Below are 23,823 nucleotides of genomic sequence, written 5' to 3' on the forward strand. Positions count from 1 at the left end.
AGAATTTCCATCGCGACCGTGCCCTGGCCGGCGATCACGTACGGATCGTCGAACGGGTGGACGAACGTCAGGCCGCGTTCTTCCTGCAGCTTCACCGCGTGCCCGTACGCATCGCTATAGGACTCGCCAAACTGCACGACTTCGACCGTCGCGCCGCCATGCGCGCGTACCGCATCGACCTTCACCTGCGGGGTCGTGACGGGCACCACGATGATCGCCTTCACGCCCATGCGGGCCGCCGACAACGCCACACCCTGCGCGTGATTGCCCGCCGACGCGGTAATGACGCCCCGCTCCAGCGCGTCCGCCGGAATATGCGCCATCTTGTTGTACGCGCCGCGCACCTTGAATGAGAACACCGGCTGGTTGTCCTCACGCTTCAGATAAACCGGATTGCGCAGCCGTGCCGACAGATTCGGCGCGCGTTCGAGTTCGGTCTCGCGGGCCACGTCGTAGACGCGCGCGGTCAGGGTTTTTTTCAGGTAGTCGTGGCGCAAGGCGACGCTATCAGCGGCTTCCGCGACCTGTTTGAGTTCGTGTAACGGCAAGGCATGCTCCTGTGCGGCAAGGACAAATCATCAAAGAGATCACCAGGAGGCAGGCAGAAAGCGGACATAAAAAAACCCGCCTCGTGGGGCGGGTTTTTGTCACTGCGTATCAGACGCGCGCTAACCCACCATTCGATGAATGGTGCTAATAATCAGCGCAATACGGATGTCGAGGCAGTTCATGCGTTCGATCTTCGTTGACTTGACTGGCTTTGTCAATCCCTGTTCGTTACATCGGGCAGCGTGGTCTAGAGGCCGCGCGAGGGAGGCCGCGCCGCGCAGCATCCTTAATTACGCACGCCGCTTTGCTTCCTGAAAGCGTCCAGAATGCGCCGCTCCAGCGCATTGTAGTCGCGGCCGAAGTGATGGTCGCCCGAGGTACGAATCACCTCGACGCCGGTGTTGGCCAACGCCGGACACAAGGTGTCCTTCTCGTCTTCACCGTAGAAGCACTGCACGATCGTGGGCGGTACGCGTGCAAATTCCGGCTGCACCTTCAAGGCTTTGTCGCTCGCCGGCATACCGAGCCAACCGCCCACGCGAATCTGGAAATCGGCGTCGGGCGCGAAACCGAGCAACGCAATCAGCGACACTTTCGCGCGCAGCGCTTCAGGCAGGCGGTTATAGGCGAACGGCATCACATCGGCGCCGAACGAATAGCCGACGAGCGCAATATGCTCCGCATGCCAGCGCGCGCCATAAGTCTGCATCACGCGCGCGAGATCGCGACTCGTCTGCGCCGGAGTCTTTTCGCTCCAGAAGTAACGGAGGCTGTCGATGCCGATCACCGACACACCGTCTTTCTGCAAGGCGAGCGAGATGGTCTTGTCGAGATCGCGCCAGCCGCCGTCGCCGGAAATCACGATCGCCATGAGGCCGTTCGGATGCGCTGCGGGCAATTCGATCAGCGGCAGATCGGAGACGTCGTCGTCATTCGTCGACGCTGTCTGCAAATGCGGCGCGACCATGGCAACAAGCCGCGTGCGATCGCCGTTGCCAGGGGTCGCCTTTTCGACGAAGCCCGGCACCTTGTCGCGGATGATCGTCGGGTCCGGCGGGCACGGTTGGAAGCGCGAATCCAGCGTGCGCTCCGCATCGACCGAGACCGCGCCGGCAACCGTATTCGACGGCGCCTGTTCGAGCACATGCATCGCCAGCGTCGCGCCCTGCCCCGTACCCGCGACGATCGGCGCGAAATAACGGCTCGATTGCGATTGCCGTTCGAGTTGATGGCTCAAGGCTTCAGCGTCGCCTACCAGTTGATGGCAGGCTTCCTTTTTCGCGCTCAGATTGGCCGCGTAGCGCGCCGTATCCACGCCGACGGTCAACGCCCCGGCCTTGGCCAGCGCATCGGCGGTTTGCTGGTCGGCGGCACTCCAGCCGCTGGCTGCGGAGTAAAGCACCACGAAACCACGCAAGGGACCGGTCGGCTGCGTCACCGTCACGTCGCCATAACGGCCGCCGGACACGGTGGTGGTTGCCGCCAAAGCGGCCGTGCTGCCAACAACGAGGCCCGCCGCAACGGCGAGCCTGAAAAACGGATGCAATGTCATGAACGCCGGCCTCCTGCCAGCAATGACAGGTCCGCGAGCGTGAAGAACACGCCCATCGAACCTGACGCCGCGAGATAGCGCGGCTCCCAATGCGGCTGGAACTTGCTCTTGAAAGCGCGCAGACCGCGGAAGTTATAGAAGCGGCCGCCGAAGCGCCACACGATGCCCGCCAGCCGATGCCAGCGCGACGCGAGCGGTGTCGGCTGCATGCCGGAGAGCGGCGCAATGCCGAGACTGAGCGAGCGGAACCCCGCCTGCTTCAGATGCAGCGCCAGCTGGGTGAACAGATATTCCATCGCATACGGAGACGCGCTTTCCACGTGCCGCATCACGCCGACCGTCGCTTCGGTGTTCATATCGGTCGTCATGAAAGTCACGAACGCGGCCGGCTCGCCGTTCTGGCGCACCAGCATCACGGATTGCGCCGCAAGGTATTCGTCGGTAAACGCCGCCACCGAGAAACTCTTTTCGCGCGCGTCGCGGCTATCGAGCCAGCCGTCGGAAATCTCGCGCAACGTCTCGAGCGACGCAGGCACATCGGTCTGATCGATCACTTCGACGGTAAAGCCGTCACGTTCACCGCGCTTGAGCGCATAGCGCAGATGCGCGCGATGCGAGCCCTTCAGGTCGAAATCGTCGAGCACCACGTGGGCTTCTTCGCCGAGCTTCATCAGCGTGAGGCCGGCATCGAGATAAAGCGGCAAGGCATTGGCGCGCACCTGATAAAACGCGGCGCGGCCGCCGTGCGCATGCGCAAGCGCGACGAACTTGCTGATCAGGCCGGCCCACTCCTCGCGCGGTCCAACCGGATCGTGAAGCGCGGCCCACGTGCGGCCATTTTTTGCGTACATCAGGAAGGCTTCGCGCGATTCGGAAAAGAGGAAGCTCTTGTCTCCCATCAGCGCGAGGCCGGCGTCGCTGCGCTCCTGGGCGCGCACAATGCGCGCCGCGTCCTGCAGATCCTGCGGAGCGGGCATGACGAAACGGCCTGCCGCGGGGCGCAGTAACTGCCAGAAGGAAAAAGTGGCGGCGAACAGGCTGGCGGCCAGGGTCGCGCGCAGCGCACGCGGTGCGCGCTCGTCGAAAGCGAATTGCCACCACAGGTCGCGCGTGTACGGCACGTCGCGGAACGCAAACAGCATCACCCACACGGCAAGCGCGAGCACCATCGCCACCGACACCAGCCAACCCGCCGTAAAGCGCTCGGCAAACAGCGACGAATGACGGTTGAAACGGCGGCGCGTGGACAACAGCAGCGCGATCAGCATGCCAAGCACGCTCGCTTCCACGAACGCGAGACCCTTGGTGAGCGAGAGCGCGAGGCTCAGCACCGCCAGCAGCAAGGTCATCCACCACGCGGCATCCAGACGCCGCAGCAAACCGCGCGCGACGAACAACAGCAGCACGCCGAGCACGCTGCACAGCATCTGCGAGCTTTCGAGCACCCACAGCGGCAGCACGTCGCGCAGAATCCGGATGCGCTGCCAGAACGCGGGGGTCGCGCTGGAAATCACCAGCATGCCGCCCACGACGAAAGTCACCAGGCTCAGGAACAGCGGCGCGAGTTTGTACGCACCTGCCGCATGCCGCAGCGGCAGGCGGCTTTTCAGCGCACGGCCTTCGAAGCCGGCGAGCAGCGCGGCCGAAACGATCAGCGGCACGCCGAAGTAAATCGCGCGATAAGCGAGCAGCGCGGCGACCATCTGATGCGTTTGCACGCTGCCGTTCAGCGTGAACACCATCGCGGCTTCGAACACGCCGACACCGCCGGGGGTGTGGCCGATCATGCCGAGCAGCATCGCGGCGGCATAGACGGTGATGAAGGTCACGAAGCTGACGTCCGCGTGCGGCAGCAGCGCCCACAGCGCGAGACCCGCAGCCACCACGTCGAGCACGGCGAGGGCCACTTGCGCGAGCAGATCGCGGCGCGCCGGGATATCGAATGACAGCCACTGCCAGCGCGTGCGGATCGGGCGCGTGTCGCGGCGGCAGGCCGCGGCCCCGAATCCGAGCACGACGAGCAACGCCGCGCCGCTCCAGCGCAGCGTGAGCGGCGGCAGATGCAGCATCGTCGCCAACGAGTCGGCGAGGCACACCATGCCGAGCGCCGTCATCAACACCAGTGCGAGCGCCAGCGAGACGCTCGTGAACACGGTCATGCGGCCGATCTGTGCCGGCGTGACGTTTGACACACCGTAGACGCGCACGCGCACGGCGCCGCCCGTCAGCGCCCCGAAGCCGGTCGCATTGCCGAGCGCGGAGCCCGCGGTCGCGCCAATCCACAATGCCGCGCGCGGCACCGCCACACCGAGGTAGCGCAAACCGACCGCGTCCCGCCCGATTAGCGCGATATAGCTGAGCGTGGTCGCGCCGAGCGCCGCGGCCCACTCACCTGCCGTCAGGTGACGCAGCTGGCGCATGATCGAACGATAGTCGACCGCTTGTGAAAGATGTTGCAAGACGAGCAGCAGCAGCCCGCAAATAACGAGCGCGAGCAAGGGCGAGAGGATGCTCCGCTTGCCAAGCGTCTTCGATATACGGTCGAACATCGCGCCTGGCTGGTCGAATTTGTAGTTATATCGGTGGAACATGGTCAATGCGGACCTTCGAGAGCTGTCGTGGCGACGGGTCGTCTGTCACGGCGTCGCCTTACTTTGGCGATTACAAATGGATAACGGCAAAGTGTTGAAAAGGTTGACAGTGTCAGCCAATGCCAGTGAATTCGTCGGGTTTTAACCTGGGCCGGTCATTGAGGCGGAACGCACTTCACCGCATGACGGAGCGTATGGCAGAGCGATATGGCCGATAAAACGGTCGATATTGCCGATTGGCTTGGCGTGCTGATGAGGACCGCTGTGCTCGACAAGGGGGTGGATTTTAAACGCTTACGGAAGATCGCGAGACAAAGATTCGACGTGGCGTCGATATCGCTCGATCGCGCACCGTTTTAAAGGCTGATTCGCTCCATCAAGATTTTCGCGTCGCGTGCCGTAATCGAGATCAATAGCACGGCGCAATGTTGGTTTTCGCGGCGGAAATGGTGGCAACTGAAGGAGAACGATGATGGCAGATCAGGATTGGGTGATGGCCGGTGTGTATCTGGTCGGGTTGGTATCGATGGCGCTTCTGATGAGCGCGTTGTCCGCGCGAGCGACCAGAATGCAGCGCGTGGTTGCATCGCGTATCAGGAAGTGACGCACGGGCTCGGCGCGTGCCGGCAATCCAGAGGTAGCCCTCCAGCGTCCTGAAGCGGTTTGGTGCTCTAATCGATGACGATGCATCGATTCCGAAGCACGCTTCCCTCAGGACAGGAGACACGGATTGACGAACGAACAACAGCTGCAACGCTGGCTCGCACGCGAGCAGGAAGTATTGGCGACGCTTAACGCCGGCCCGGGCCCCGGCGTCGCAAGCCCCGAACAGGTGGCGGGCAAGACCGGTCTGGAAGTCATGCAGGCGATGATGAACGCGGAACTGCCCTACGCCGCGATTGCACGCACGCTCGACTTTACGATCGTCGAAGTCAGTGCCGGGCAAGCGGTCTTTCAGGGCACCCCGCTCGAGCAGCATCTGAATCCACTGGGCACCGTGCACGGCGGCTGGATCGCCACCCTGCTCGATTCGGCGCTAGGCTGCTCGGTGCATACGATGATGGCGCCGGGCCGCGGCTACACCACCGCCGAGCTGAGCGTGAATTACGTGAAAGCCGTCACGCCGCGCGTGCAACGCGTGCGCGCCGAAGGCAAGGTGATTCATTGCGGACGGCAACTGGCCACGGCGGAAGCTCGCCTCGTCGGCCCCGACGGCACGCTCTACGCACATGCCACGACGACCTGTCTGGTGTTCGAGATCCCGAGCCGCTAACGATACGGTCACGGTCGAAACCGCCGGTTGCTTGCCACGGTCGGTGACCTGGCGGCAGTCCGGCTATGCAAGCGCCCGTGCTGACACTGGCGCGTCGCGATGCTTACTGCGGACGGCGATGCGCTTCGGCGATCACAGCGCAGTTTTGCAAATGCAGGTTCAGCGCGTGCAGAGCCAGTGCGCGGAGCTTGCCCAGAAACGTGTTAGCGGCGGGTGCAGTGCGGACAGCGGCGTTGGAAGCGGTGTTCATGGTGGACTCCTGTATAGGGTTTATACCTAGGCAATAACCCGATTATAGTCCTCTCGTGCCGCACCGCAACAAATATCAATAATCTCGCCGGCATGTTGTGCGACGGTTACATCCGCGATCCTCGCAATCTCGAAAAGGGTCGGCATCAGGCGCTCCACTATTAACCATCCGCACCGTACAGGTGCAATAATGTCGCCTTTGCCTGCGGCCTTCCGCCGCAGATCGCCCGCCCCTCCATGACCGTCGTTCAGAAAGCCCTGATTGCGCCCCTTATCGTCGCATGCGCGATGTTCATGGAAAGCGTCGATGCGAATGTGATCGTCACCGCCTTGCCGGTCATGGCGCGCGACTTCGGGCGCGATCCGGTCACACTGAAAATCGCGGTGACGAGCTATGTGCTCGGTCTCGGTGTGTTTATCCCGGTGTGCGGCTGGCTCGCGGACCGTTTTGGTGCGCGCACGATTTTCCGCACCGCGATCGGCATCTTCGTGACCGGATCGCTCCTGTGCGCCGCGTCGAACTCCCTGCCCACCTTCACCCTCGCCCGTTTCGTGCAAGGCGTCGGCGGCGCGATGATGGTGCCGGTCGGGCGGATCATCATCTTTCGGGTGGTGCACAAGTCCGACTTCATCCGCGCGATGAACTATCTGAGCGTCCCGGCGCTGCTCGGACCGGCGGCCGGACCGCTGCTCGGCGGCTTCATCACCACCTATCTGCACTGGCGCCTGATCTTCTTCATCAATGTGCCGATCGGCATTCTCGGTATCTATCTGACCAACCGGTATATCGCCAACACGCGCGAACCGGATCCGGGACCGCTCGACTGGATCGGTTTTTTTCTGTCGGCGGCCGGCGCTGTGCTGCTTCTGCTCGGACTGTCGCTGGTCGGCGGCGAACTCATGTCGAATCGGGACGCGTTCGGCATGTGTGCGAGCGGCGCGGCGCTGCTGGTGGTCTACGTCGCGTACGCCCAGCGCGTCAAAATGCCCTTGCTCGATCTGCGCTTCTTCAAGGTGCCGACTTTTCAGGCGAGCGTGCTCGGCGGCTCACTGTTTCGCATCGGCCTCGGTGCGTTGCCCTTTCTGCTGCCGCTGATGCTGCAGGAAGGACACGGCATGAGCGCGTTCGAATCCGGCCTGATTACCTGTGCGTCCGCGTTCGGCGGCATGTTCATGCGTACGTTCGCCTCGCGCGTGCTGCATCGCTTCGGCTTCCGTTCGGTGCTGGTGGTCAACGCGGCGCTGTCAGGCATTGCGATCGCGGCGTGCGGACTGTTTTTCCCCGGCACGCCGACCTGGATCATCTGGTTCGTGGTGTTGCTCGGCGGTTTCTTCCCCGCGCTGCAATTCACGAGTCTCAACTCGCTGACTTACGCGGAAATCGCCAGCCGTGACGTGGGCCGCGCCACGAGTCTCGGCAGCGTCGTGCAGCAGATGTCGCTCGGCCTGGGCGTGACGGTGGGCGGTATCGTGCTGCAGATTTCACGCGTGCTGCACGGACATCCGGGCATCATGTGGTCGGATTTCTGGCCCGCGTTTCTGGTCGTGGGCCTGTGCTCATTCGCGTCGATTCCGGTCACGCTGCGCATGCCGCATCGCGCGGGTGAAGAGATCTCGCGAGGCGGTCGAGGCTAACGCCCGCGTTTATCCCCCGCGTCTATCCCGTCGCCCACGCGAGGAGCGTGTCGCCGAAGCCATCGCGTGCGCGGGTCACCGTGCGCGCGCTCGTGATCACGCGCGGTGCGGCGCTCCATGCGATGCTGGCCCCCGTCTCGATCAACCGGTCGACAAGCGCGACGTCTTCACGGCACGTGAGCGGTGGAAAGCCACCGGCTCGTCGATACGCCTCGGCCGAGACGCCGAGATTGGCGCCATGCACGTGGCGATGACCGTCCGCGTCCACATAGGTCTTGCGAAAATATTCGCGCACGCTATGCGGATGAGCGGTCCAGTCGTCGACGGCAATCGAGCCGCACACCGCGTCCGTTCCGAGCGACAACTGCGCGACCAGCCAGCCTGGTGACACGCGGCTGTCGGCGTCGGTGAAGGCTAGCCAGCGAGCGCCGTCCGCCAGCAGGTAGTCGGCGCCCGTGGCACGCGCGATACCGACATTGCGCGCCTTTAGCGTCAACGTCTCGACGCCGTAAGCACGCACGATCGCCTCCGAAAAATCACTGCAAGCGTCGAGCACGACGACAAGCCGCACGACCTCGTCAGCCAGATCCGCGTGTCGCGCTGCTTCGATCAACGCGGCAAGACAAGGCGCCAGCAACGCCTCTTCGTTATGCGCCGGAACGATTACGCCGATCATAGAAGCCCCTCGCACTGTGCAACCGAACGTGCGTCGCGCGACCAGACGTCGATCAACAGATCGGCTTCGTCGTGATGCGCGAGACGTGATAGACCACAACGCGCATCGAACAACGCGTGCGCGGTATCGGCATTCTCCAGCGCCTCAGTAAACGGACGGCGCCAGTGGCAAGCGAGCAGCGTGCCGTCCGGCGTGAGCGATGCAGCGATGCGCGCGGCCAGCATTTCAAGGTCCGCGGCATCAAGGTAATAGGCAAATTCGCTGATGACGATCAGGTCGAACGGCGCCGTTGCGGTCGGCCATTCGTGCGGAACCGTGCACTGTTCGACGCGAACCTGCCGCATACCGGCAACACGTTCGCGTGCAAGACGCACCGCTGTTTCGTGCAGATCGGCGGCAAGCAGCCCATCACAGCGGGTCGCGAGTTCGGCCGTCAGTTCCCCGTTCGCACAGCCCGGCTCGAACGCGTTGCGATAACGCGGACGCGGCAACAGCGCTAGCGTGAGCGAACGCTTGCGGCGCTCGTACCAGCCCTGGCGCAACTTCCACGGGTCGTCGCTGCCTTTGTAGAGTTCGTCGAAGTACACCGTAGAGGTCATGTCAGCGGCCCTCCATGCATCGCGTCAGAGCGTCCACGGTGCACCTCCGTCTGCAGCGTTGGCGTCGAACTTTGCCTTGACGGTCAACTCGCCGAGCGCAGCAAGATCGCGTTCGGCGTGGCTTTGCCTCAGGAACACCGGCAGGTCCGCCAGCGCGCGGGCGAAGCGCGCATCGCGGCACAACGGACCCGCGCCGAGCGTGCGCGTGGCGTGACACATCACAGCTGTCGCCGCTTCTTCAACGACGAGGCGTGCGCGCATGACTTCACGCTGCGAGTCGGCTTGTGGGTTCGCGTCGATATGGGCGGCGGTTTCGCGCAGCACCGCTGCGGCGCCGGCCAACGCGACATCGACCGCGCCGAGGTGGGCGAGCCGATGTGCGTCGACACGTTGCGTGGACGCTTCGCGCAACGTTCGGCCGATCTGCGTGGCGGCGCCGTACCAGCACGCGGCAATGCCGGCGCCGCCGTGCCAGAAGCCCGGCCGGCGCACGTATGCATGGGCCGCGCCCACGCGTGTGGCCGGTGTTTGATCGAAGGTGACGTCTGCGCTAGCGGTTGCCTGCATGCCGATCGCCTGCCACTTCGATGTGTCGATCGAAATCGAGCCGTGATCCATCGCGACGGCCGCCAGCACGGGTTCATCGTCGAGCCAAACGGTGACGAGCGCGTGACTGACTACACCCGCGCCCGAACACCAGGCTTTTGTGCCGCTCAGATACAGTTGCCCGGCGTCGTCTGTTTCAGTACGAGCCTCGCGACTGCTGGCCTTCACGCGCGCGTCAGGCGGCTCCGCGGCCCACACCCCCCAGCGGCTACCCAGAAGCGGTGTGGGTCCGTGCAACTCGGCAAGAATCGCCAGCGCATCGGTATGCCCTTCGAACAGTTTGACCAGACCGAGATCGCACGTCGCAACCGCAGCCAGGGTACGCCAGCGCATGAGAGTCTGCCCGTGTCCTGGCAACGGTGCGAAGGGCAAACGGTCGTAGCCTCGCCGGATCAATGCGCGCAAAACATCGCCCAGTGCGGCAGGGTCGCTCGCATCGAAATGCCTGTCATGCAAAAAATTGTCGAGCGGCTCGGCAGAACGCGCAGCGTCCTCCCCGGCGAGTACCGCATGAGGATCACGAGTGCGGGTTCTGCTGATTTTTTCCGGCTGCCGCGCACTCACGCCGGCCGTACGATCACGCGTATCGAGCATCGCGTCTCCCTGAATCTGTTCGATCTGTGCGCACGGACTTTTGCTAGCCGCAGCGCGTGCAGACCGACAGCAAGCGGCGTGCCGCAGGCGTCTGACACCTGGGACACGCCGCAATATTTCAGGGCTTATAGCGCGCTAAGGACGGCGCACCGCGCACTCGTATGAGGAAGCGCGCGTTGACGGCTAGCCGGGACCGCGCGGCCGGCGCCGCGTTTCCGCCTGCTCCAACACCGCCTCGAATAGCGCGAGTTCCACCGGCTTGACGAGGTGGGCGTGAAATCCAGCCGATTGGGTCCGTTCGCGATCGCTTGCGTGACCGAAGCCGGTCATGGCGGCGAACACCGTGTCGGACAGCGTGGGCATTGCGCGCAATGCCTCGAGCGTCGCGTAACCATCCATTTTTGGCATCGCAAGATCGATCAAGGCAAGGTGGGGCACGAGGCGCGGCGCAACGGCAAGCGCCTGCGGGCCGTCGTAGGCAATGCGGACCTCGTGGCCTTTGAGTTCGAGCAGCATGGCGAGGCTGTCGGCGGAGTCGCGATTGTCGTCCACCAGCAGAATACGCAACGGTGACACCGCGTTTCCCGCCATGTCGGCCTGATCGGCCTGCTCTGCGGGCAGCGCTGCGGCAAACGGCAAACTGAGCGTGAACGAGCTGCCGCACCCCGCGCCCTCGCTGCTCGCGATGATGCTTCCGCCATGCAATTCGACCAGCGATTTGCACAGTGTGAGGCCGATGCCGAGGCCACCTTCGCCGAGGCTTTGCCCTTCCTTTTCCTGCGCGAACAGCTCGAAGATCGCATCGAGCGAACGTGCCGGAATGCCGCGGCCATGATCGCGCACCTCCAGCACGGCCATCTGATGATCGACCCGTCCGAAGATCTCGATGCGGCTGCCCGGCGGCGAAAACTTCGACGCGTTATGCAGCAGGTTTTGCAGCACCTGTACGAGCCGCGTCGTGTCACCGTGCACGATCAGCGGCTCGACCGGCATATGCGTGCCCACACTTTGCTCCCGCGAATCGGTAAACGGCCGTGCCGCTTCGATCGCACGCGCCACCACTTCGGCCAGATCGACGCGCGCGAGGCGCAACTCGACCTTGTCCGACATGATACGGCCGACGTCGAGCAGATCGTCGACGAGACGCGTGAGGTGCGTGACCTGGCGGTCGATCAGATCGCGCGAGCGGGCCAGCGTTGGACTCACGCCCGCTTCGAGTTGCATCACGCCGATCGCGTTACGCACCGGCGCAAGCGGATTGCGCAACTCGTGCGCGAGGGTCGCGAGAAACTTGCGCATGCGCTCGCTGGAGCGCGCCAGTTCTTCGCGCTCACGGCGCTCGGTCAGATCGCGTGTGACCTTGGCGAAACCACGCAGCCGGTTCGATTCGTCATACACAGCGGTGATGTTGACGTTGGCCCAGAAGGTCGTGCCGTCCTTGCGCACGCGCCAGCCCTCGTCTTCGACCTGACCGAGCTGCCTCGCGATCGCCAGTTCGCGCGCGGGTTTGCCGGCCGCGGCTTCTTCGCGCGTGTAGAAGTTCGAGAAATGCTGGCCGATGATTTCGTCGCGCGTATAGCCTTTGATGCGCGCGGCGCCTGCGTTCCAGCTCACCACATAGCCGTCCGGATCGAGCATGAAAATCGCGTAGTCTTTCACGTTGTCGACCAACAGACGGAAGCGCTCCTCGCTCTGTCGCAACGCCTCCACAAACGCGCGCTGGGTGGTCAGATCGCGGGTAATCTTGGCGAAGCCGGTCAGCACACCCGACTCGTTGCGCACCGCCGTAATGACCACGTTGCACCAAAAGGTCGTACCGTCTTTGCGAACCCGCCAGCCTTCGTCCTCGAAGCGGCCAGTCAGCGCGGCCTGCTGCAACTCGTAAGCGGGCCAGCCGCGCGCCACGGCTTCCGCAGGGTAGAAACGCGAGAAGTGTTCGCCGATGATTTCGTGCGCCGCGTAGCCCTTCAGTTTTTGCGCGCCGGCATTCCAGCTGACGATATATCCCTTCGGATCCAGCAGGAAGATTGCGTAGTCTTCGATCGATTGGACCAGCGACCAGTAATCGACCTCAGCCGGCGCGTTCGCACGAAGCACGGGCGGCTCGTCAGCGGTCTCGCCGTTGTCTCCTGCGGGTTGGACGTCGGTCTTGTTCATGGTGAAAAGCGTCTATTGGTATGTTCAGGCAGCATACACTGGCTCACCTCCACGTTTGGGGTATTGCCCACTCATTGTCCAACGTCGTTGACCAACGTTAGTGGGCTGAATCAGACGACGACCACGCCGCGGAACTCGACCCTCAATGCCCCCCGGCGCCAGCCGCCGCTGCCGCGCTGGCCTTGTCCGGCTTCGTCAACCAGATCAACGGAATGATCACCACGAAAATCACGGCGGAAAGCCAGAAAATATCGTTCAGACCGAGCATCGCAGCCTGTGCGTTCATCGACTGTTCGAAGAACGCCATCGCCTGAGAAGCGCTTCCGCCCAGCGCCGCTTGCGCGGCGTCCAGCGCGGAAGTGAACGTCGGATTGTTCACACTTGTCTGCTCGGCCAGCTGCGCATGATGCAAGATCGTGCGGTCATTCCAACCCGTAGTAGCAAGCGACGTTCCCGCTGCTCCCGCAAACACCCGCGCAAAGTTCGACAATCCCGCGGCGGCCGGAATCTTGTCGGGGGTGAGGCCGGAAAGAATGATCGCCGTCAGCGGCACAAAGAACAATGCGGTCGGAATACCTTGCAGCAGAGTCGGTAAAACCAGGGTCCACGTATCCACGCCCGTCGTGTAATGCGAGCGCATGAAAAACACGCCGGCGAACCCGAGAAACGCCAACGTTGCCAACACTCGCGCATCCGACTTCGGCATGATCTTCGCCATTACCGGAGCAAGAATTACAGCAAAAACGCCAAGCGGCGCGGTAGCCAGACCGGCGTCCACTGAGCGGTAGCTCAGATACTCCTGCATCCACTGCGGCAACAGAACAAGGTTGGAGAAGAACACCGCGTACGCCACCGAAATCGCAATCGTGCCGCCCAGAAAATTACGCCCTCCAAACAATCGCAAGTCGATAATCGGATTCTTCTCGGTCAACTCCCAGATCAGAAAGAACAGAAAACTGATCGCCGCGAATACGGTCAGCGCGACAATCACGGGCGAATTGAACCAGTCGAGGTCCTTGCCCTTGTCGAGCATGATCTGCAGCGAGCCCACCCATGCGATCAGCGAGAGCAGCCCTATCTTGTCGATCGGCAAGCGCTTGGTCGGGGTTTCGCGCGTGCGGTAGATCGCCCAGGTCACGCCTGCTGCAAAGAGGCCTACCGGAATATTGATGTAGAAGATCCATGACCACGAGTAGCTATCGGTAATCCAGCCGCCGAGCGCCGGACCGGCGATGGGGCCGACCGTCGCCGTCATGGCCCACAACGCCAAAGCGTGCGAGCTCTTTTCCCGCGGATACGAGCCGAGCAGAATCGCTTGCGACAGCGGAATCAACGGCCCCGCCACCGCACCCTGCACGATCCGCGCGGCGAGCAGTACCGGCAGGGTCGGCGCTATGCCGCACAACCATGACGAGAGGACGAACAACAGAATTGCCCACACGAACAGTTTGATTTGCCCGACGCGCTGCGTGAGCCAGCCCGTCAACGGAATCGCAATCGCGTTGGCCGCGGCGAACAGCGTAATCACCCACGTCCCCTCGTCCACCGACACACCAAGATTGCCCGCAATGGTCGGAATCGCGACGTTCGCGATCGATGAATCAAGCACGTTCATAAACGTGGCCAATGCCACGGCAAGCGTCGCCAGCACGAGCTTGCCGCCGGTCAGAGGCGGGAGCGCTGCGGCGTTGGGCGATCCATTCATTTCGTCACCTATCGAAGAAGGCTAATGTCTGACTTGTCAGCTAATTGGTTAAAAAAACGGGCGTCGGGAGATCGCCCGTTCAACCTGCTATCCGTGCTGCGTTCTTTGGTGTCGCGCTTGCCGCTACAGCACGTGCCGATGGCATGTTCTGCGCGATGATCCTGGCGATTTCGGCGTCGGCGTCGGCGCCGTACTGGGCGAACACGTCCGTGCGATACGTGGTGTTGATTGCCGCGCCCAGTTGGGTGCCCGACTCGTCACGCGTTTCGACATCCACTTGCATCGACAGGCCGATCCGCAGCGGATGCGCGTTGAGTTCGTTCTGGTCGAGCTGGATTCGCGCCGGGAGACGCTGGACGACTTTGATCCAGTTGCCGGTCGCGTTCTGCGCGGGCAACACGGCGAATGCTGCGCCCGTACCCGCCGAGAAACCGACCACGTGGCCGTGATACTTGACGCTTGACCCATATACATCGGCGGTCAGCGTGACTGGCTGGCCAATGCGCATGTGTTTCAACTGGCCTTCCTTGAAGTTCGCATCGACCCACACACCGCCGAGCGGCACGAGCGCCATCAACGGCGTGCCCGGGGCCACGCGTTGACCGACCTGCACCGAGCGGCGCGCCACATAGCCCGTGACCGGCGCGGGCAACGTGTTGCGCGCGTAACTCAGGTACGCGTCGCGCACTTTCGAGGCGGCGGCCTGCACGTTCGGATGCAGTTCGACCGACGTGCGGTCGGTCAGCGCGTGGTTAGCTGCGGCCTGCTGACGAGCGGCGTCGAGCGCGGCTTGTGCGGAGCTCACGGCGTCGCGCGCATGGGCGATGTCCTCACCGGATACCGCGCCCGTTTCGGCAACGGCCTGGCGGCGCTTGAGGTCGTCTTCGGCGCGCGCGAGATCGGACTGACGTTGCGCGACGGTCGCGGCGTAGAAATCGTTGTTCACGTAGAGACCGCTGACTTGCCTCACGGTCTGGCCGAGTGTCGCTTCGGCGTTCGACAGCGCGACTTTCGCATCGGCGTTGTCGAGCGTCACGACGGGTGCGCCCTGCTTGACGATCTGCGTGTCGTCGGCGTTCACCGCTACCACGGTGCCGCTCACTTGCGGCGTCAATTGCACGAGATTGCCGTTGACGTAGGCATCGTCGGTCGACTGATGGTACTGGCCGTTCGTGATGTAGTAGGCGCCGTAACCCGCGCCGGCCAACACGACGGTGGCTGCTAGCAAGGCAAGCAGCAGCTTGCGCTTCGCAGGCGCCCGCACCTGCTGGGGCTGGTCCGCGTCCGCCGTCTCGCGGTTGGTGGTGATCGTATCGCTCATTTTGTGGGTCCTGACAGAAAGTGAAAGCGTCGCGATGGCGTCTTAGCGGGTGGCGACGACGGGGTTGGTTTGTACTGCCGAAGTGGCCGACGCGGCCACGCTGCCCTGTGCGCTCGAATCGGCGTTGTCGGTATAGCCGCCGCCCAGTGCAGCAGCCAGCGCAATCTGCTGATCGCGACGGTTCATCTTCAGATTCGCGACCTGCTGGTCGGCAGCGAGCGCCGTGGTGTCGGCATTCAGTACCGTCAGCTGATTCGTAAGACCGGCCTTGTACTGCGTGAGCGCCAATTGATCGGCGCCGCGGGCGGCTTCCTGGGCGGCTTGCGCGTCGCCGAGTTGCTCGTCGGTCGAACGGATTTGCGCGAGTTGCGTCGCGACTTCTGAGAGCGCGGTGACGAGCGTCTGGTTATACGTCGCGACGGCATAGTCGAAGTCGGCATACCGGCCCTTCAGTTGCGCGCGCAACTGACCGCCGTCGAAGATCGGCAGATGGATCGCAGGACCCGCCGATGCCGTGCGGCTCGCTGCGGTCAGGAAGCGGCCGAAGCCAAACGCGTCGAGACCAATCGCGGCGCTCAGATTGATGTCGGGGTAGAACTCGGCCTTGGCTTCCTTCACGTCATGCGTGAGCGCGTCGACGCGCCATCTGGCGGCGACCAGATCCGGACGACGGCTCACCAGGTCGGCAGGCAGGTTGTCCGGCAGACTTACTTCGTCACCGATTCCGAGCGTTGGGCGCGCAATCGCGAGGCCACGGTCCGGGCCGGCGCCAAGCAAGGCGGCCAGTTGATAACGGGTGGTGAGGATGCTGCCGTCGAGCGACGCCAACGTCGCGCGACTCGTGGCGAGGTTCGCTTGCGCCGTCTTGCGCTCGACCTGGGTGTCGAGCCCTGTTGCAATGCGGCCGGCGGTGATGCGGTCGATCTGCTCGCGTTGCGTGACCTCCTGCTGCGCGATGTCGCGTAACGCGTACAGACGGGCGAGCTGGTTATAGGCCCGTGCCGTTGCGGACGTCAGCGACAATCTGACGACTTCGGCATCCGCCTCGCTCGCCTGCAGTTGAGACAGCGAGGCCTTGAGCGCCTCGCGATTCTTGCCCCACAAGTCGAGATCATAGGAAGCGGATAACAGGCCCTGGTTCTCCGATTGCCATGAACCGCCATACGGCGGCGGCACCAGCGCCGTGCCCGAATACTGCTGGCGCGTGAACGAATAGGTGGCGCCGACTTTCGGCATCGTGCTGGCCTTTGCCGTGTCGCTATACGCAGCGGCCGCGGCAACGCGTGCCCGGGCCTGTTCGATCGACGGATTGCCCTTCAGCGCTTCCACAAGCAAGGCCTTCAGTTGCGCGTCGCCGAACTGATCTGCCCAATCGGCGGCGGGCCAATGGCCGTGATCCGCGGGGAGGCTTTGTTGCGTCGCGTAGGTGTGCGGCTGCGCCATCTGTTTGTCGCTCGAGATGCCGGCGTAGTTCACGCAAGCCGACAGCGTGGCCGCGAAGATTGCCGTCACGCCCGCCTTCGCGATGCGTGACCTGGCTGCCTGCCTATTTAGCTGCAATATCATTTGCTGACCTGTCAGATATTAGGGTAAAAAAATGGCTGCAATCATTCGCAGCGCTGTTTGCCTTGTCGCTTGCTAGTCTTCGAGAAACTTGTTCAGCAGGCGGCGCAATTCCTCAAATTCGGTTTTGGTGAATTTCCTCAAACGCGCGTTCAGCACCGTCGGCGCAATCCGCGGAAGTTGCTCCGCGACGCCCTCCCCGGTCTTCGTCAACTTCAGGTTGACGACGCGCCGGTCCTCGATGCTGCGCGAGCGCTCCAGCAGACCTTTGGTCTCGAGTTTGTCGAGCATGCGGGTCATCAAACCCGTGTCGATACCGAGATGTTTGGACAATTCGAACGGCGTGGTTGCAACGTCCTGACGCAACGACAGCAGGATGCCCATTTGCTGGCTGGTGATATCCAGATCCTTGAGCGCGGCGTCCATTTCCGTAATCAACACGTTGCGCGCCTTGTTGATGGCGAATCCCACGCTGTTTGTCAAACCGAAACTCTCCGGGGTGTAGTGCTCCATGCGTCGCTCCTTCCTGGTTGGAAGCAATATATCTGCAAAGTCAGATACTGTCAAATTTAAATTCGCAGAAGTCAGATTTCTCAACGCAAGACGGGATGGCAAGGATGATCAGACGAATGCACGGCACGTGGCCGACGTCCGCGGAGCACGGTCTCCCGCGCCCGCTGAACGGTTGGTTATTGTCCCCGGTCAGCCCGCCGCGCCGACCTTTTCCGCCAGCTTCGCGTCGTAACTGGAATGGACGTGCACCCGCTTCTTCTCCGGATAGGCGTACGTGTACGCCTTGCGCAGCGCCAGCGACGCTTCGTGAAAACCGGACAGAATCAGCTTCTGCTTGTTCGGATAGTTGGCGATGTCGCCGACCGCGAAGATGCCGGGCCGCGAGCTTTCGTAGTTGGACGTATCCACGTCGACGCGGCCGCCGTGAATCGACAGATTCCACTGCGCGATTGGCCCGAGATCGGCAACCAGGCCGTACAGCACGACGAGGTGCTCGGTGTCGAGTTGCGTTTCGCCTTCGATATGCCGCAGCGCGATCGACTTCAGCGTATCGCCCTCGACGTTGAGCCCCGAAATCGCGCCGACGATGAAGTCCATCTCCCCTGCCTCGACCGCGCGCCGCATCGACTCGACGCTTGAATCGGCCGCACTGAAGCCGTTGCGACGATGCACTAGCGTCACGCGCCGCGCGACCTTGCGCAGTGCCAGCGCCCAGTCGAGCGCGGAATCGCCGCCGCCGGCCACCACGACTGTCTTGCCAGCGAAATCGGCGAGACGTTGCACGCTGTAGTGCACGTGACGCGATTCCAGCGGCACGGCTTCGGCCAGCGCCAGTCTTTGTGGCACGAACGCACCGTTGCCGGCGGCAAGCAGAATTGCGGCTACGTCGAATACGAGGCCATGGTCAGTGCGCACGGTCCAGCGCCCGTCGTCGCGCTGCTCGACCGACTCGACCTTTTGCTCAAGATGGATGGGCACATCGAACGGTTTGCATTGCGCCATCAAACGCTCGACCAGTTCGCGCGCGGTACACGAGGGAATCGCGGGAATGTCGTAGATCGGCTTGTCCGGATAGAGCTCGATGCACTGCCCGCCCACCTTGTCGAGCCCATCGACGATCTGGCACGACAGGCCGATTACACCGGCTTCGAAAGCGGCGAAAAGGCCGACAGGCCCGGCGCCGACAATCAGGACATCGGAGCGAATCGGTTGCGAAGGCGGTTGCAAAAGCGGGTCTGTTGCGGACGTCATTCGGAGTCTCATGGGGTAGATCGATGATCCACCATACAGAATCGCCCGAGGCCCGGCAACGATGCCATTACAGGCGATAAGGACGCTTGGGCTCAGCAGGCATCGGCCCTCCGGCGGCCACCGGGGGGCTCGTTGAATAGATTAAATTTATAGAATCATAAGAAAACAACATTATTTTTATAGCCGACGGCTTCGTATAGTCGAGCCCAGTTCGAATGCGCCCTCCGCTCGGCGCTCTCCTTTCCCGCTACTGGACCACGATGAAACTACTCAAGTTCGCCCCTCTCGCGATCGTCGGCGCGCTCTCCAGCGCCGCCCATGCGCAAAGCAGCGTGACGCTGTATGGCCTGATTTCGGCGGGCGTCGGCTATGCGACGAATCAGGGCGGCAAGAACGCGTGGCAGGCACTCTCGGGGACCAACCAGAACCCGCGCTGGGGTTTGAAGGGCGTCGAAGATCTGGGCGGCGGCACGACCGCGATCTTCCAGCTGGAAAACGGCTTTAACGTGATGACCGGCACCGCGTCGCAAAACGGCCGCGAATTCGGCCGGCAGGCGTTCGTCGGGCTCGCCAGCAAGACGTACGGTACGTTGACCTTCGGCCGTCAGTACGACACGGTGCACGACTACGTCGGCCCGGTGATCATCGCGAGCAACGGCGTGAACATCGGCGACAACGACAACGGCTATAACGACATCCGCGTGCAGAATGCGGTGAAGTACGTGACGCCCGACTATCGCGGCCTGAAAGCCACGGCCGAATACGGCTTCAGCAACGCCACCGGTTTCGCCAACAACAATGCGTACAGCTTCGGCGCCGGTTACGAGAACGGTCCGCTGAAGTGGAGCGTGGTCTACGCGCAGTACAACAACCCGTTTAGCGCGACCAATCCAGACGGCGCGATTTCGAACGACTACGCGTCGTCGCTGCTGATCTTCGCGAAGAGCGCGCTGCATCCGGCTGCGTACGCGAGCAAGCAGCGCATCTTCGGCACCGGCGGTTTCTATACGGTCGGCCCCGCGCAATTTGCAGCGCTCTTCACCGATGTCCGCTACGATTATCTCGACGGTTCGCATCTGCGTTTGCAGAACTACAACCTGAACCTGAATTACCACGTGACGCCCGCGCTCGTTCTCGGCGCAGCGTATGCCTTCACTGACGGCAAATACGATGTGATCAACACGAGCCCCAAATGGCATCAGGTCAATCTGCAGGCCGACTATTTCCTGTCGAAACGCACCGACGTCGCGCTGACGGTGATCGCGCAGCAAGCTGCTGGCGACGCGCAACACGCGCAGATTTTTGCCTATGCGCAATCCACCGGCATCCGTCAGATGATCACGACGGTCGGCATGCGCCACGTGTTCTGACGATGATGAATTCCTTCGATCCAACGCAGAACCGTCGCGCGTTTTTGCGCACGGCCGTGGGACTGGCTGCGGGCGCCTCGGCGTGGCCGATGCTGGCCGCCGCTGCAAGTGGCCCCGGAGCGGCTGACGCGGCCAGTGGCACGGCCTCTTCAAATGCCTCCGCTTTGCAAAGCGGCGCGCGCCGCAGCGTGATCATCGATTGCGATCCCGGTCAGGATGACGCGATTGCGATCCTGTTCGCGCTCGGCGCGAGCGACCGGCTCGACGTGCGCGCGATCACGACAGTCGCGGGCAACGTGCCGCTCAACCTCACCGAACGCAACGCTCGTATCGTGCGCGACTGGGCCGAGCGCACGCAATCGCTGCCGGTCTATGCCGGCTGCCCGCGCCCGCTCACGCGTGAACTGATCACGGCCGCCAACGTGCACGGCAAGACCGGGCTCGAAGGCGTGCCGCTGCATGAACCGCTCGCGCCTCTCGCGTCGCAGCACGCGGTTGCTTTTCTGATCGACACCTTGCGCGCGGCGCCGCCGCGTAGCGTGACGCTGTGCGCGCTCGGGCCGCTGACCAACCTCGCCACCGCGTTCACCGAAGCGCCGGAGATCCGCAACGGCATCCGCGAAATCGTGCTGATGGGCGGCGCCTTCTTTGAGCGCGGCAACATCACGCCCGCGGCCGAGTTCAACATCTACGTCGACCCGCAGGCCGCGCAAGTCGTGTTTGCGAGCGGTGTGCCGATCGTCGTGCTGCCGCGCGACGTCGCCGTGAAAGCGCCGATCACGCCGGCCCGGATCGCACCGATTCGCGCGCTCGGTAATCGCTGCGGCGCGATGGCTGCCGATATCATGGCCGCGGAAGTCACTTATCAGAAGGGACGCCGGGGCATTGAAGAAGCGCCCATGTACGACCCCTGCGCGACGGGCTACCTGATCGAGCCGTCCCTGTTCAAGGGACGCGAGGTCAACGTGATGATCGAGACAGTCGGCGAATGGACGCTCGGTGAAACCGTGGTCGACTGGAGCGGACATAGCGGCCGCAAGCCGAACGCGACCTGGATCACCGAAGTCGACGCGGACGGTTTTTATGCCGCCTTGCGCGCACGGCTCGCCACGCTGCCGTGATCCGGCGAGCCCGCGAACCCGTGAAAGGCTCGGCAACGGTCATGCATACCGTCTGCGTTGCATCAGATATGCGCGGCGAGCCATTCGCGGCAAGCACGCACGTGCGGGCCGCGATCGTCGCCGGCCAGCGAAATCAGTGCGATCGAACGGGTGACGCGCGGCTTGTCGAGGCGCAACGCGACCAGTTCCGTGTCGTGCAGATGCATGGTGTAGAGACTGGGCAGCACCGCAATCGCCAGACGGTTGCGCACGAGTTCGTACAAGGGCTCGGTGTACTCGACGCGGTAGGCGACCGTCAGTTGCAGACCTTCGGCCCCGCCGGTGCGTTGCAACGCGTCGCTGACACTGCCGCGCACGAACACCGCGAGATCGCGGCCCACCAGCTTCGCCCACGCAAGGGTCTTTTTCTGCGCGAGCGGATCGTCGCGCCGCACCACCACTACGATCTGATCCTCGAACAGGTCCTGGTAGCGCAACGCGGCTTCGCCGTCGTTGTCCGCCGCGGCCGCATCGGGCTCGTGCACACCCACGCCGAAATCGACTGCCCCTTGCCGCACGGCATCGATCAAGGCGGTGTTCGGCATATCGTTCAGCGTAAAACGCAGCGACGCCTGCTTTGCGCGCAACAAGGTGAGCGCGGGCAACAGGCGCGCCGCAGCCGACGGAATCAGCCCGATGCGCACCGTCTGCACGCGTTCGGCGAAGGTGCTCGCCATATCGTCGAAGGTGCCGCGCGCCTGATTGAGCAGACGCTCCGCGAGCGGCAACACGCTGGCGCCCGCATGCGTGAGCGTCAGCCGATGCGCGGAGCGCGCGAACAACGGGCCGCCGAGCAGGAACTCGATCTGCCGGATCGCCGCGGTCAGCGCAGGCTGCGTCAAGGCGAGCGACTGCGCGGCCTGCGTGAAACTGCGTGCATGCGCAAGCGTCACGAAGTACTGGATTTGCCGCAGCGTGAGCGCGGGCAAGAGGGAGGAACGGTCGGTCATGGAGAGCAATGCATCGCCGCAATGCGCAGCAGTATAAATGGCGTGGTTACAGGATGAATCAATTGATCAATAACGAATCTTCAATGCCGACAGCAAACAACCCGGCAACCACGGCGCGTGGCGGCTGGCTCGAACAGCGTTTCGCGCTCGCCGAACGCAAGACCAGCGTGCGTATCGAAACGATCGCCGGCATCACGTCGTTTCTCGCGGCCGCCTATCTGCTGGTAGTGATTCCGTCGCTGCTGTCGGCGGGCGGCATGGATCGTGGCGCGGCGACGACCGCAACGATTCTGGTGTTCGTGCTGAGTACGGTGCTGATGGCGCTGTATGCAAATCTGCCGTTTCTGGTGGGGCCCGGCATCGGCGGCTCGGTGATTCTCGGCATTACGCTCGCAGGCGAGCACGTCGCGTGGCAAACGGGCCTCGGTATCGCCTTCGTGTCGGGTGTGCTGTTCCTGATCCTGACGCTGGTAGGCGCGCGTAGTCTCGTAGTGCGGCTGATTCCGGCGCAAATCAAGCTCGGGCTCGGCGCTTCGATCGGTTTGTTCATCGCGGTGCTCGGTTTCCGCAATGCGGGGATGGTAGTTGCCAATGCGAAAACCAATGCGCTCGCGCTCGGCGATTTCTCGCGGCCCGGCACCCTGGTCGCCTTGATCGGACTCGGCGCGGCTGTCGTGCTGCAAGGCCGCCGCGTGCCCGGCGCGATCTTGTGGGCGATCCTGATTGCGGCCGCCGCCGGTGTGCCGCTCGGCGTCACGCATATGCCCGCGTCGTTTCTCTCGTGGCCGCATAGCATCGCGCCGATCGCATTCAAGCTCGACATTGCGAGCGCCTTGAGCGTCGCCGCGATTCCGTATCTGTTCGTATTCTTCGCGGCGGAGTTTTTCTCGACGCTCGGCACCACGCTCGCGGTCGGCGCCAAAGCGGATCTGCTCGACGAAAACGCGAATCTGCCGAACATCAACCGTCCGTTTCTGGTCGATTCGATTGCGGCGACGCTCGGTCCGGTGTTCGGCATTCCGGCGCTCACGGCGCTGGTGGAATCCGCGGCAGGTGTTGAAGCCGGTGGACGTACCGGCCTTTCTTCGCTCGCGGCCGCCGCGATGTTCGCACTCATGCTGTTGTTCGTACCGGTTGCGCTGGCCATTCCGAAAGAAGCCACCGCGCCCGCGTTGATCCTGATCGGACTGTCGATGTTCAGCACGATTCGCCACACGCATTTCGACGACTTCAGCGACTCGCTGCCGGTTCTTTCGATGGTGCTGCTCACGCTGATGTCGAACAGTTTCGGCACCGGCATTGCGGGCGGCCTGCTCTGCTACGTGCTCGTCAAGCTGCTCGCCGGACGTTTCCGTGAAGTACCGTGGGGTCTCTATGTGTTGGCTGTACCGCTCGGTTATTACTTCTATACCGTGGTGAAGCCGCATTGAAATTTGCACCGAGCACCTCGACTACCCGACTTTGCCGCACATTGCTATCCTGCATCCGCACTAAACTGAATCAGCGTCG

At 63.2% G+C, this 23,823-nt stretch carries 21 protein-coding genes; 7 read left to right on the forward strand and 14 right to left on the reverse strand.

Going from position 1 to position 23,823, the window contains the following annotated elements; genetic code table 11:
• From BM438_RS36785 to mprF, 3 genes are all read right to left on the reverse strand, one after another.
• Positions 1 to 548 (reverse strand): pyridoxal-phosphate dependent enzyme (locus tag BM438_RS36785; RefSeq protein WP_143131823.1); only part of this gene is annotated, 548 nt, incomplete at its 3' end.
• A 287-nt stretch (positions 549 to 835) separates the two neighbouring features.
• Complete coding sequence (locus BM438_RS36790; protein ID WP_093644893.1) at positions 836 to 2,101, reverse strand: virulence factor family protein; 1,266 nt, start codon at positions 2,099 to 2,101, stop codon at positions 836 to 838.
• Positions 2,098 to 4,650 (reverse strand): bifunctional lysylphosphatidylglycerol flippase/synthetase MprF, encoded by a 2,553-nt coding sequence (mprF, locus tag BM438_RS36795; protein ID WP_244179540.1) that lies wholly within the window; start codon positions 4,648 to 4,650, stop codon positions 2,098 to 2,100. Before mprF ends, BM438_RS36790 begins: the two co-directional genes overlap by 4 nt.
• 249 nt (positions 4,651 to 4,899) lie before the next feature.
• Between mprF and BM438_RS45745 the strand changes: the two genes are divergently transcribed.
• The 3 genes from BM438_RS45745 (at position 4,900) to BM438_RS36800 (ending at position 5,965) form a co-directional block, all read left to right on the forward strand.
• Complete coding sequence (locus BM438_RS45745; protein ID WP_167378515.1) at positions 4,900 to 5,052, forward strand: hypothetical protein; 153 nt, start codon at positions 4,900 to 4,902, stop codon at positions 5,050 to 5,052.
• Between the two features lie 109 nt (positions 5,053 to 5,161).
• Complete coding sequence (locus BM438_RS46785; protein ID WP_266226320.1) at positions 5,162 to 5,296, forward strand: hypothetical protein; 135 nt, start codon at positions 5,162 to 5,164, stop codon at positions 5,294 to 5,296.
• Positions 5,297 to 5,422: 126 nt separating this feature from the next.
• The gene (locus tag BM438_RS36800; RefSeq protein ID WP_093644897.1) at positions 5,423 to 5,965 is read left to right on the forward strand and encodes a PaaI family thioesterase; all 543 of its coding nucleotides are present in this window, start codon (positions 5,423 to 5,425) and stop codon (positions 5,963 to 5,965) included.
• 103 nt (positions 5,966 to 6,068) lie between these two features.
• Here the strand turns inward: BM438_RS36800 and BM438_RS45750 are convergent, their stop codons facing one another.
• Entirely contained in the window at positions 6,069 to 6,215 is a 147-nt protein-coding gene (locus BM438_RS45750; RefSeq protein WP_167378516.1) for a hypothetical protein, read from the reverse strand.
• Positions 6,216 to 6,451: 236 nt separating this feature from the next.
• On the opposite strand from BM438_RS45750, the gene BM438_RS36805 reads away from it, so the two are divergent.
• Positions 6,452 to 7,849, forward strand: coding sequence for an MFS transporter (locus tag BM438_RS36805; protein WP_093644899.1), 1,398 nt, complete (start codon positions 6,452 to 6,454; stop codon positions 7,847 to 7,849).
• Between the two features lie 22 nt (positions 7,850 to 7,871).
• On the opposite strand, the gene BM438_RS36810 is transcribed toward BM438_RS36805, so the two are convergent.
• The 9 genes from BM438_RS36810 to BM438_RS36850 all read right to left on the reverse strand — a co-directional run bounded on the left by BM438_RS36810 (position 7,872) and on the right by BM438_RS36850 (position 18,834).
• Complete coding sequence (locus BM438_RS36810) at positions 7,872 to 8,525, reverse strand: glycosyltransferase family 2 protein (RefSeq protein WP_093644901.1); 654 nt, start codon at positions 8,523 to 8,525, stop codon at positions 7,872 to 7,874.
• Positions 8,522 to 9,124 (reverse strand): class I SAM-dependent methyltransferase, encoded by a 603-nt coding sequence (locus tag BM438_RS36815; RefSeq protein WP_093644903.1) that lies wholly within the window; start codon positions 9,122 to 9,124, stop codon positions 8,522 to 8,524. Before BM438_RS36815 ends, BM438_RS36810 begins: the two co-directional genes overlap by 4 nt.
• Before the next feature lie 24 nt (positions 9,125 to 9,148).
• Positions 9,149 to 10,324 carry an acyl-CoA/acyl-ACP dehydrogenase gene (locus BM438_RS36820; protein WP_093644905.1) on the reverse strand — a complete coding sequence of 392 codons (1,176 nt, stop codon included), beginning with the start codon at positions 10,322 to 10,324 and terminating at the stop codon, positions 9,149 to 9,151.
• 183 nt (positions 10,325 to 10,507) lie between these two features.
• Positions 10,508 to 12,481 carry a PAS domain-containing hybrid sensor histidine kinase/response regulator gene (locus tag BM438_RS36825; RefSeq protein ID WP_093644907.1) on the reverse strand — a complete coding sequence of 658 codons (1,974 nt, stop codon included), beginning with the start codon at positions 12,479 to 12,481 and terminating at the stop codon, positions 10,508 to 10,510.
• A 142-nt stretch (positions 12,482 to 12,623) separates the two neighbouring features.
• Positions 12,624 to 14,186, reverse strand: coding sequence for a DHA2 family efflux MFS transporter permease subunit (locus tag BM438_RS36830; RefSeq protein WP_093644909.1), 1,563 nt, complete (start codon positions 14,184 to 14,186; stop codon positions 12,624 to 12,626).
• A gap of 79 nt (positions 14,187 to 14,265) precedes the next feature.
• Entirely contained in the window at positions 14,266 to 15,507 is a 1,242-nt protein-coding gene (locus BM438_RS36835; RefSeq protein ID WP_093644911.1) for an HlyD/EmrA/EmrK family protein, read from the reverse strand.
• A gap of 42 nt (positions 15,508 to 15,549) precedes the next feature.
• Complete coding sequence (locus BM438_RS36840) at positions 15,550 to 17,073, reverse strand: efflux transporter outer membrane subunit (protein WP_093644913.1); 1,524 nt, start codon at positions 17,071 to 17,073, stop codon at positions 15,550 to 15,552.
• 72 nt (positions 17,074 to 17,145) lie between these two features.
• Positions 17,146 to 17,583, reverse strand: a complete 438-nt coding sequence (locus BM438_RS36845) for a MarR family winged helix-turn-helix transcriptional regulator (RefSeq protein WP_093644915.1) — start codon at positions 17,581 to 17,583, stop codon at positions 17,146 to 17,148.
• A gap of 189 nt (positions 17,584 to 17,772) precedes the next feature.
• Positions 17,773 to 18,834, reverse strand: a complete 1,062-nt coding sequence (locus BM438_RS36850) for an NAD(P)/FAD-dependent oxidoreductase (protein ID WP_093644917.1) — start codon at positions 18,832 to 18,834, stop codon at positions 17,773 to 17,775.
• A gap of 260 nt (positions 18,835 to 19,094) precedes the next feature.
• Here BM438_RS36850 and BM438_RS36855 point away from each other — a divergent pair, with 260 nt between their 5' ends.
• The gene (locus BM438_RS36855) at positions 19,095 to 20,204 is read left to right on the forward strand and encodes a porin (protein WP_093644919.1); all 1,110 of its coding nucleotides are present in this window, start codon (positions 19,095 to 19,097) and stop codon (positions 20,202 to 20,204) included.
• A gap of 5 nt (positions 20,205 to 20,209) precedes the next feature.
• A complete protein-coding gene (locus BM438_RS36860; RefSeq protein WP_093645030.1) occupies positions 20,210 to 21,325 on the forward strand; it encodes a nucleoside hydrolase in 1,116 nt (371 codons plus the stop codon).
• 62 nt (positions 21,326 to 21,387) lie between these two features.
• Here the strand turns inward: BM438_RS36860 and BM438_RS36865 are convergent, their stop codons facing one another.
• Complete coding sequence (locus tag BM438_RS36865; protein WP_054039623.1) at positions 21,388 to 22,314, reverse strand: LysR family transcriptional regulator; 927 nt, start codon at positions 22,312 to 22,314, stop codon at positions 21,388 to 21,390.
• Positions 22,315 to 22,397: 83 nt separating this feature from the next.
• Between BM438_RS36865 and BM438_RS36870 the strand changes: the two genes are divergently transcribed.
• The gene (locus BM438_RS36870; protein ID WP_093645032.1) at positions 22,398 to 23,744 is read left to right on the forward strand and encodes an NCS2 family permease; all 1,347 of its coding nucleotides are present in this window, start codon (positions 22,398 to 22,400) and stop codon (positions 23,742 to 23,744) included.
• The last annotated feature ends 79 nt before the right edge of the window (positions 23,745 to 23,823 follow it).

Source organism: Paraburkholderia aspalathi (assembly GCF_900116445.1).
GTDB lineage: Bacteria > Pseudomonadota > Gammaproteobacteria > Burkholderiales > Burkholderiaceae > Paraburkholderia > Paraburkholderia aspalathi.

What these genes read in the sequence shown, in the direction of transcription:
- BM438_RS36790 (WP_093644893.1), bottom strand. Translation starts at nt 2,101, where the DNA reads ATGACATTGCATCCGTTTTTCAGGCTCGCCGTTGCGGCGGGCCTCGTT.
- mprF (WP_244179540.1), bottom strand. Translation starts at nt 4,650, where the DNA reads ATGTTCGACCGTATATCGAAGACGCTTGGCAAGCGGAGCATCCTCTCG.
- BM438_RS45745 (WP_167378515.1), top strand. Translation starts at nt 4,900, where the DNA reads ATGGCCGATAAAACGGTCGATATTGCCGATTGGCTTGGCGTGCTGATG.
- BM438_RS46785 (WP_266226320.1), top strand. Translation starts at nt 5,162, where the DNA reads ATGATGGCAGATCAGGATTGGGTGATGGCCGGTGTGTATCTGGTCGGG.
- BM438_RS45750 (WP_167378516.1), bottom strand. Translation starts at nt 6,215, where the DNA reads ATGAACACCGCTTCCAACGCCGCTGTCCGCACTGCACCCGCCGCTAAC.
- BM438_RS36805 (WP_093644899.1), top strand. Translation starts at nt 6,452, where the DNA reads ATGACCGTCGTTCAGAAAGCCCTGATTGCGCCCCTTATCGTCGCATGC.
- BM438_RS36810 (WP_093644901.1), bottom strand. Translation starts at nt 8,525, where the DNA reads ATGATCGGCGTAATCGTTCCGGCGCATAACGAAGAGGCGTTGCTGGCG.
- BM438_RS36815 (WP_093644903.1), bottom strand. Translation starts at nt 9,124, where the DNA reads ATGACCTCTACGGTGTACTTCGACGAACTCTACAAAGGCAGCGACGAC.
- BM438_RS36820 (WP_093644905.1), bottom strand. Translation starts at nt 10,324, where the DNA reads ATGCTCGATACGCGTGATCGTACGGCCGGCGTGAGTGCGCGGCAGCCG.
- BM438_RS36825 (WP_093644907.1), bottom strand. Translation starts at nt 12,481, where the DNA reads ATGAACAAGACCGACGTCCAACCCGCAGGAGACAACGGCGAGACCGCT.
- BM438_RS36830 (WP_093644909.1), bottom strand. Translation starts at nt 14,186, where the DNA reads ATGAATGGATCGCCCAACGCCGCAGCGCTCCCGCCTCTGACCGGCGGC.
- BM438_RS36835 (WP_093644911.1), bottom strand. Translation starts at nt 15,507, where the DNA reads ATGAGCGATACGATCACCACCAACCGCGAGACGGCGGACGCGGACCAG.
- BM438_RS36840 (WP_093644913.1), bottom strand. Translation starts at nt 17,073, where the DNA reads ATGATATTGCAGCTAAATAGGCAGGCAGCCAGGTCACGCATCGCGAAG.
- BM438_RS36845 (WP_093644915.1), bottom strand. Translation starts at nt 17,583, where the DNA reads ATGGAGCACTACACCCCGGAGAGTTTCGGTTTGACAAACAGCGTGGGA.
- BM438_RS36850 (WP_093644917.1), bottom strand. Translation starts at nt 18,834, where the DNA reads ATGACGTCCGCAACAGACCCGCTTTTGCAACCGCCTTCGCAACCGATT.
- BM438_RS36855 (WP_093644919.1), top strand. Translation starts at nt 19,095, where the DNA reads ATGAAACTACTCAAGTTCGCCCCTCTCGCGATCGTCGGCGCGCTCTCC.
- BM438_RS36860 (WP_093645030.1), top strand. Translation starts at nt 20,210, where the DNA reads ATGAATTCCTTCGATCCAACGCAGAACCGTCGCGCGTTTTTGCGCACG.
- BM438_RS36865 (WP_054039623.1), bottom strand. Translation starts at nt 22,314, where the DNA reads ATGACCGACCGTTCCTCCCTCTTGCCCGCGCTCACGCTGCGGCAAATC.
- BM438_RS36870 (WP_093645032.1), top strand. Translation starts at nt 22,398, where the DNA reads ATGCCGACAGCAAACAACCCGGCAACCACGGCGCGTGGCGGCTGGCTC.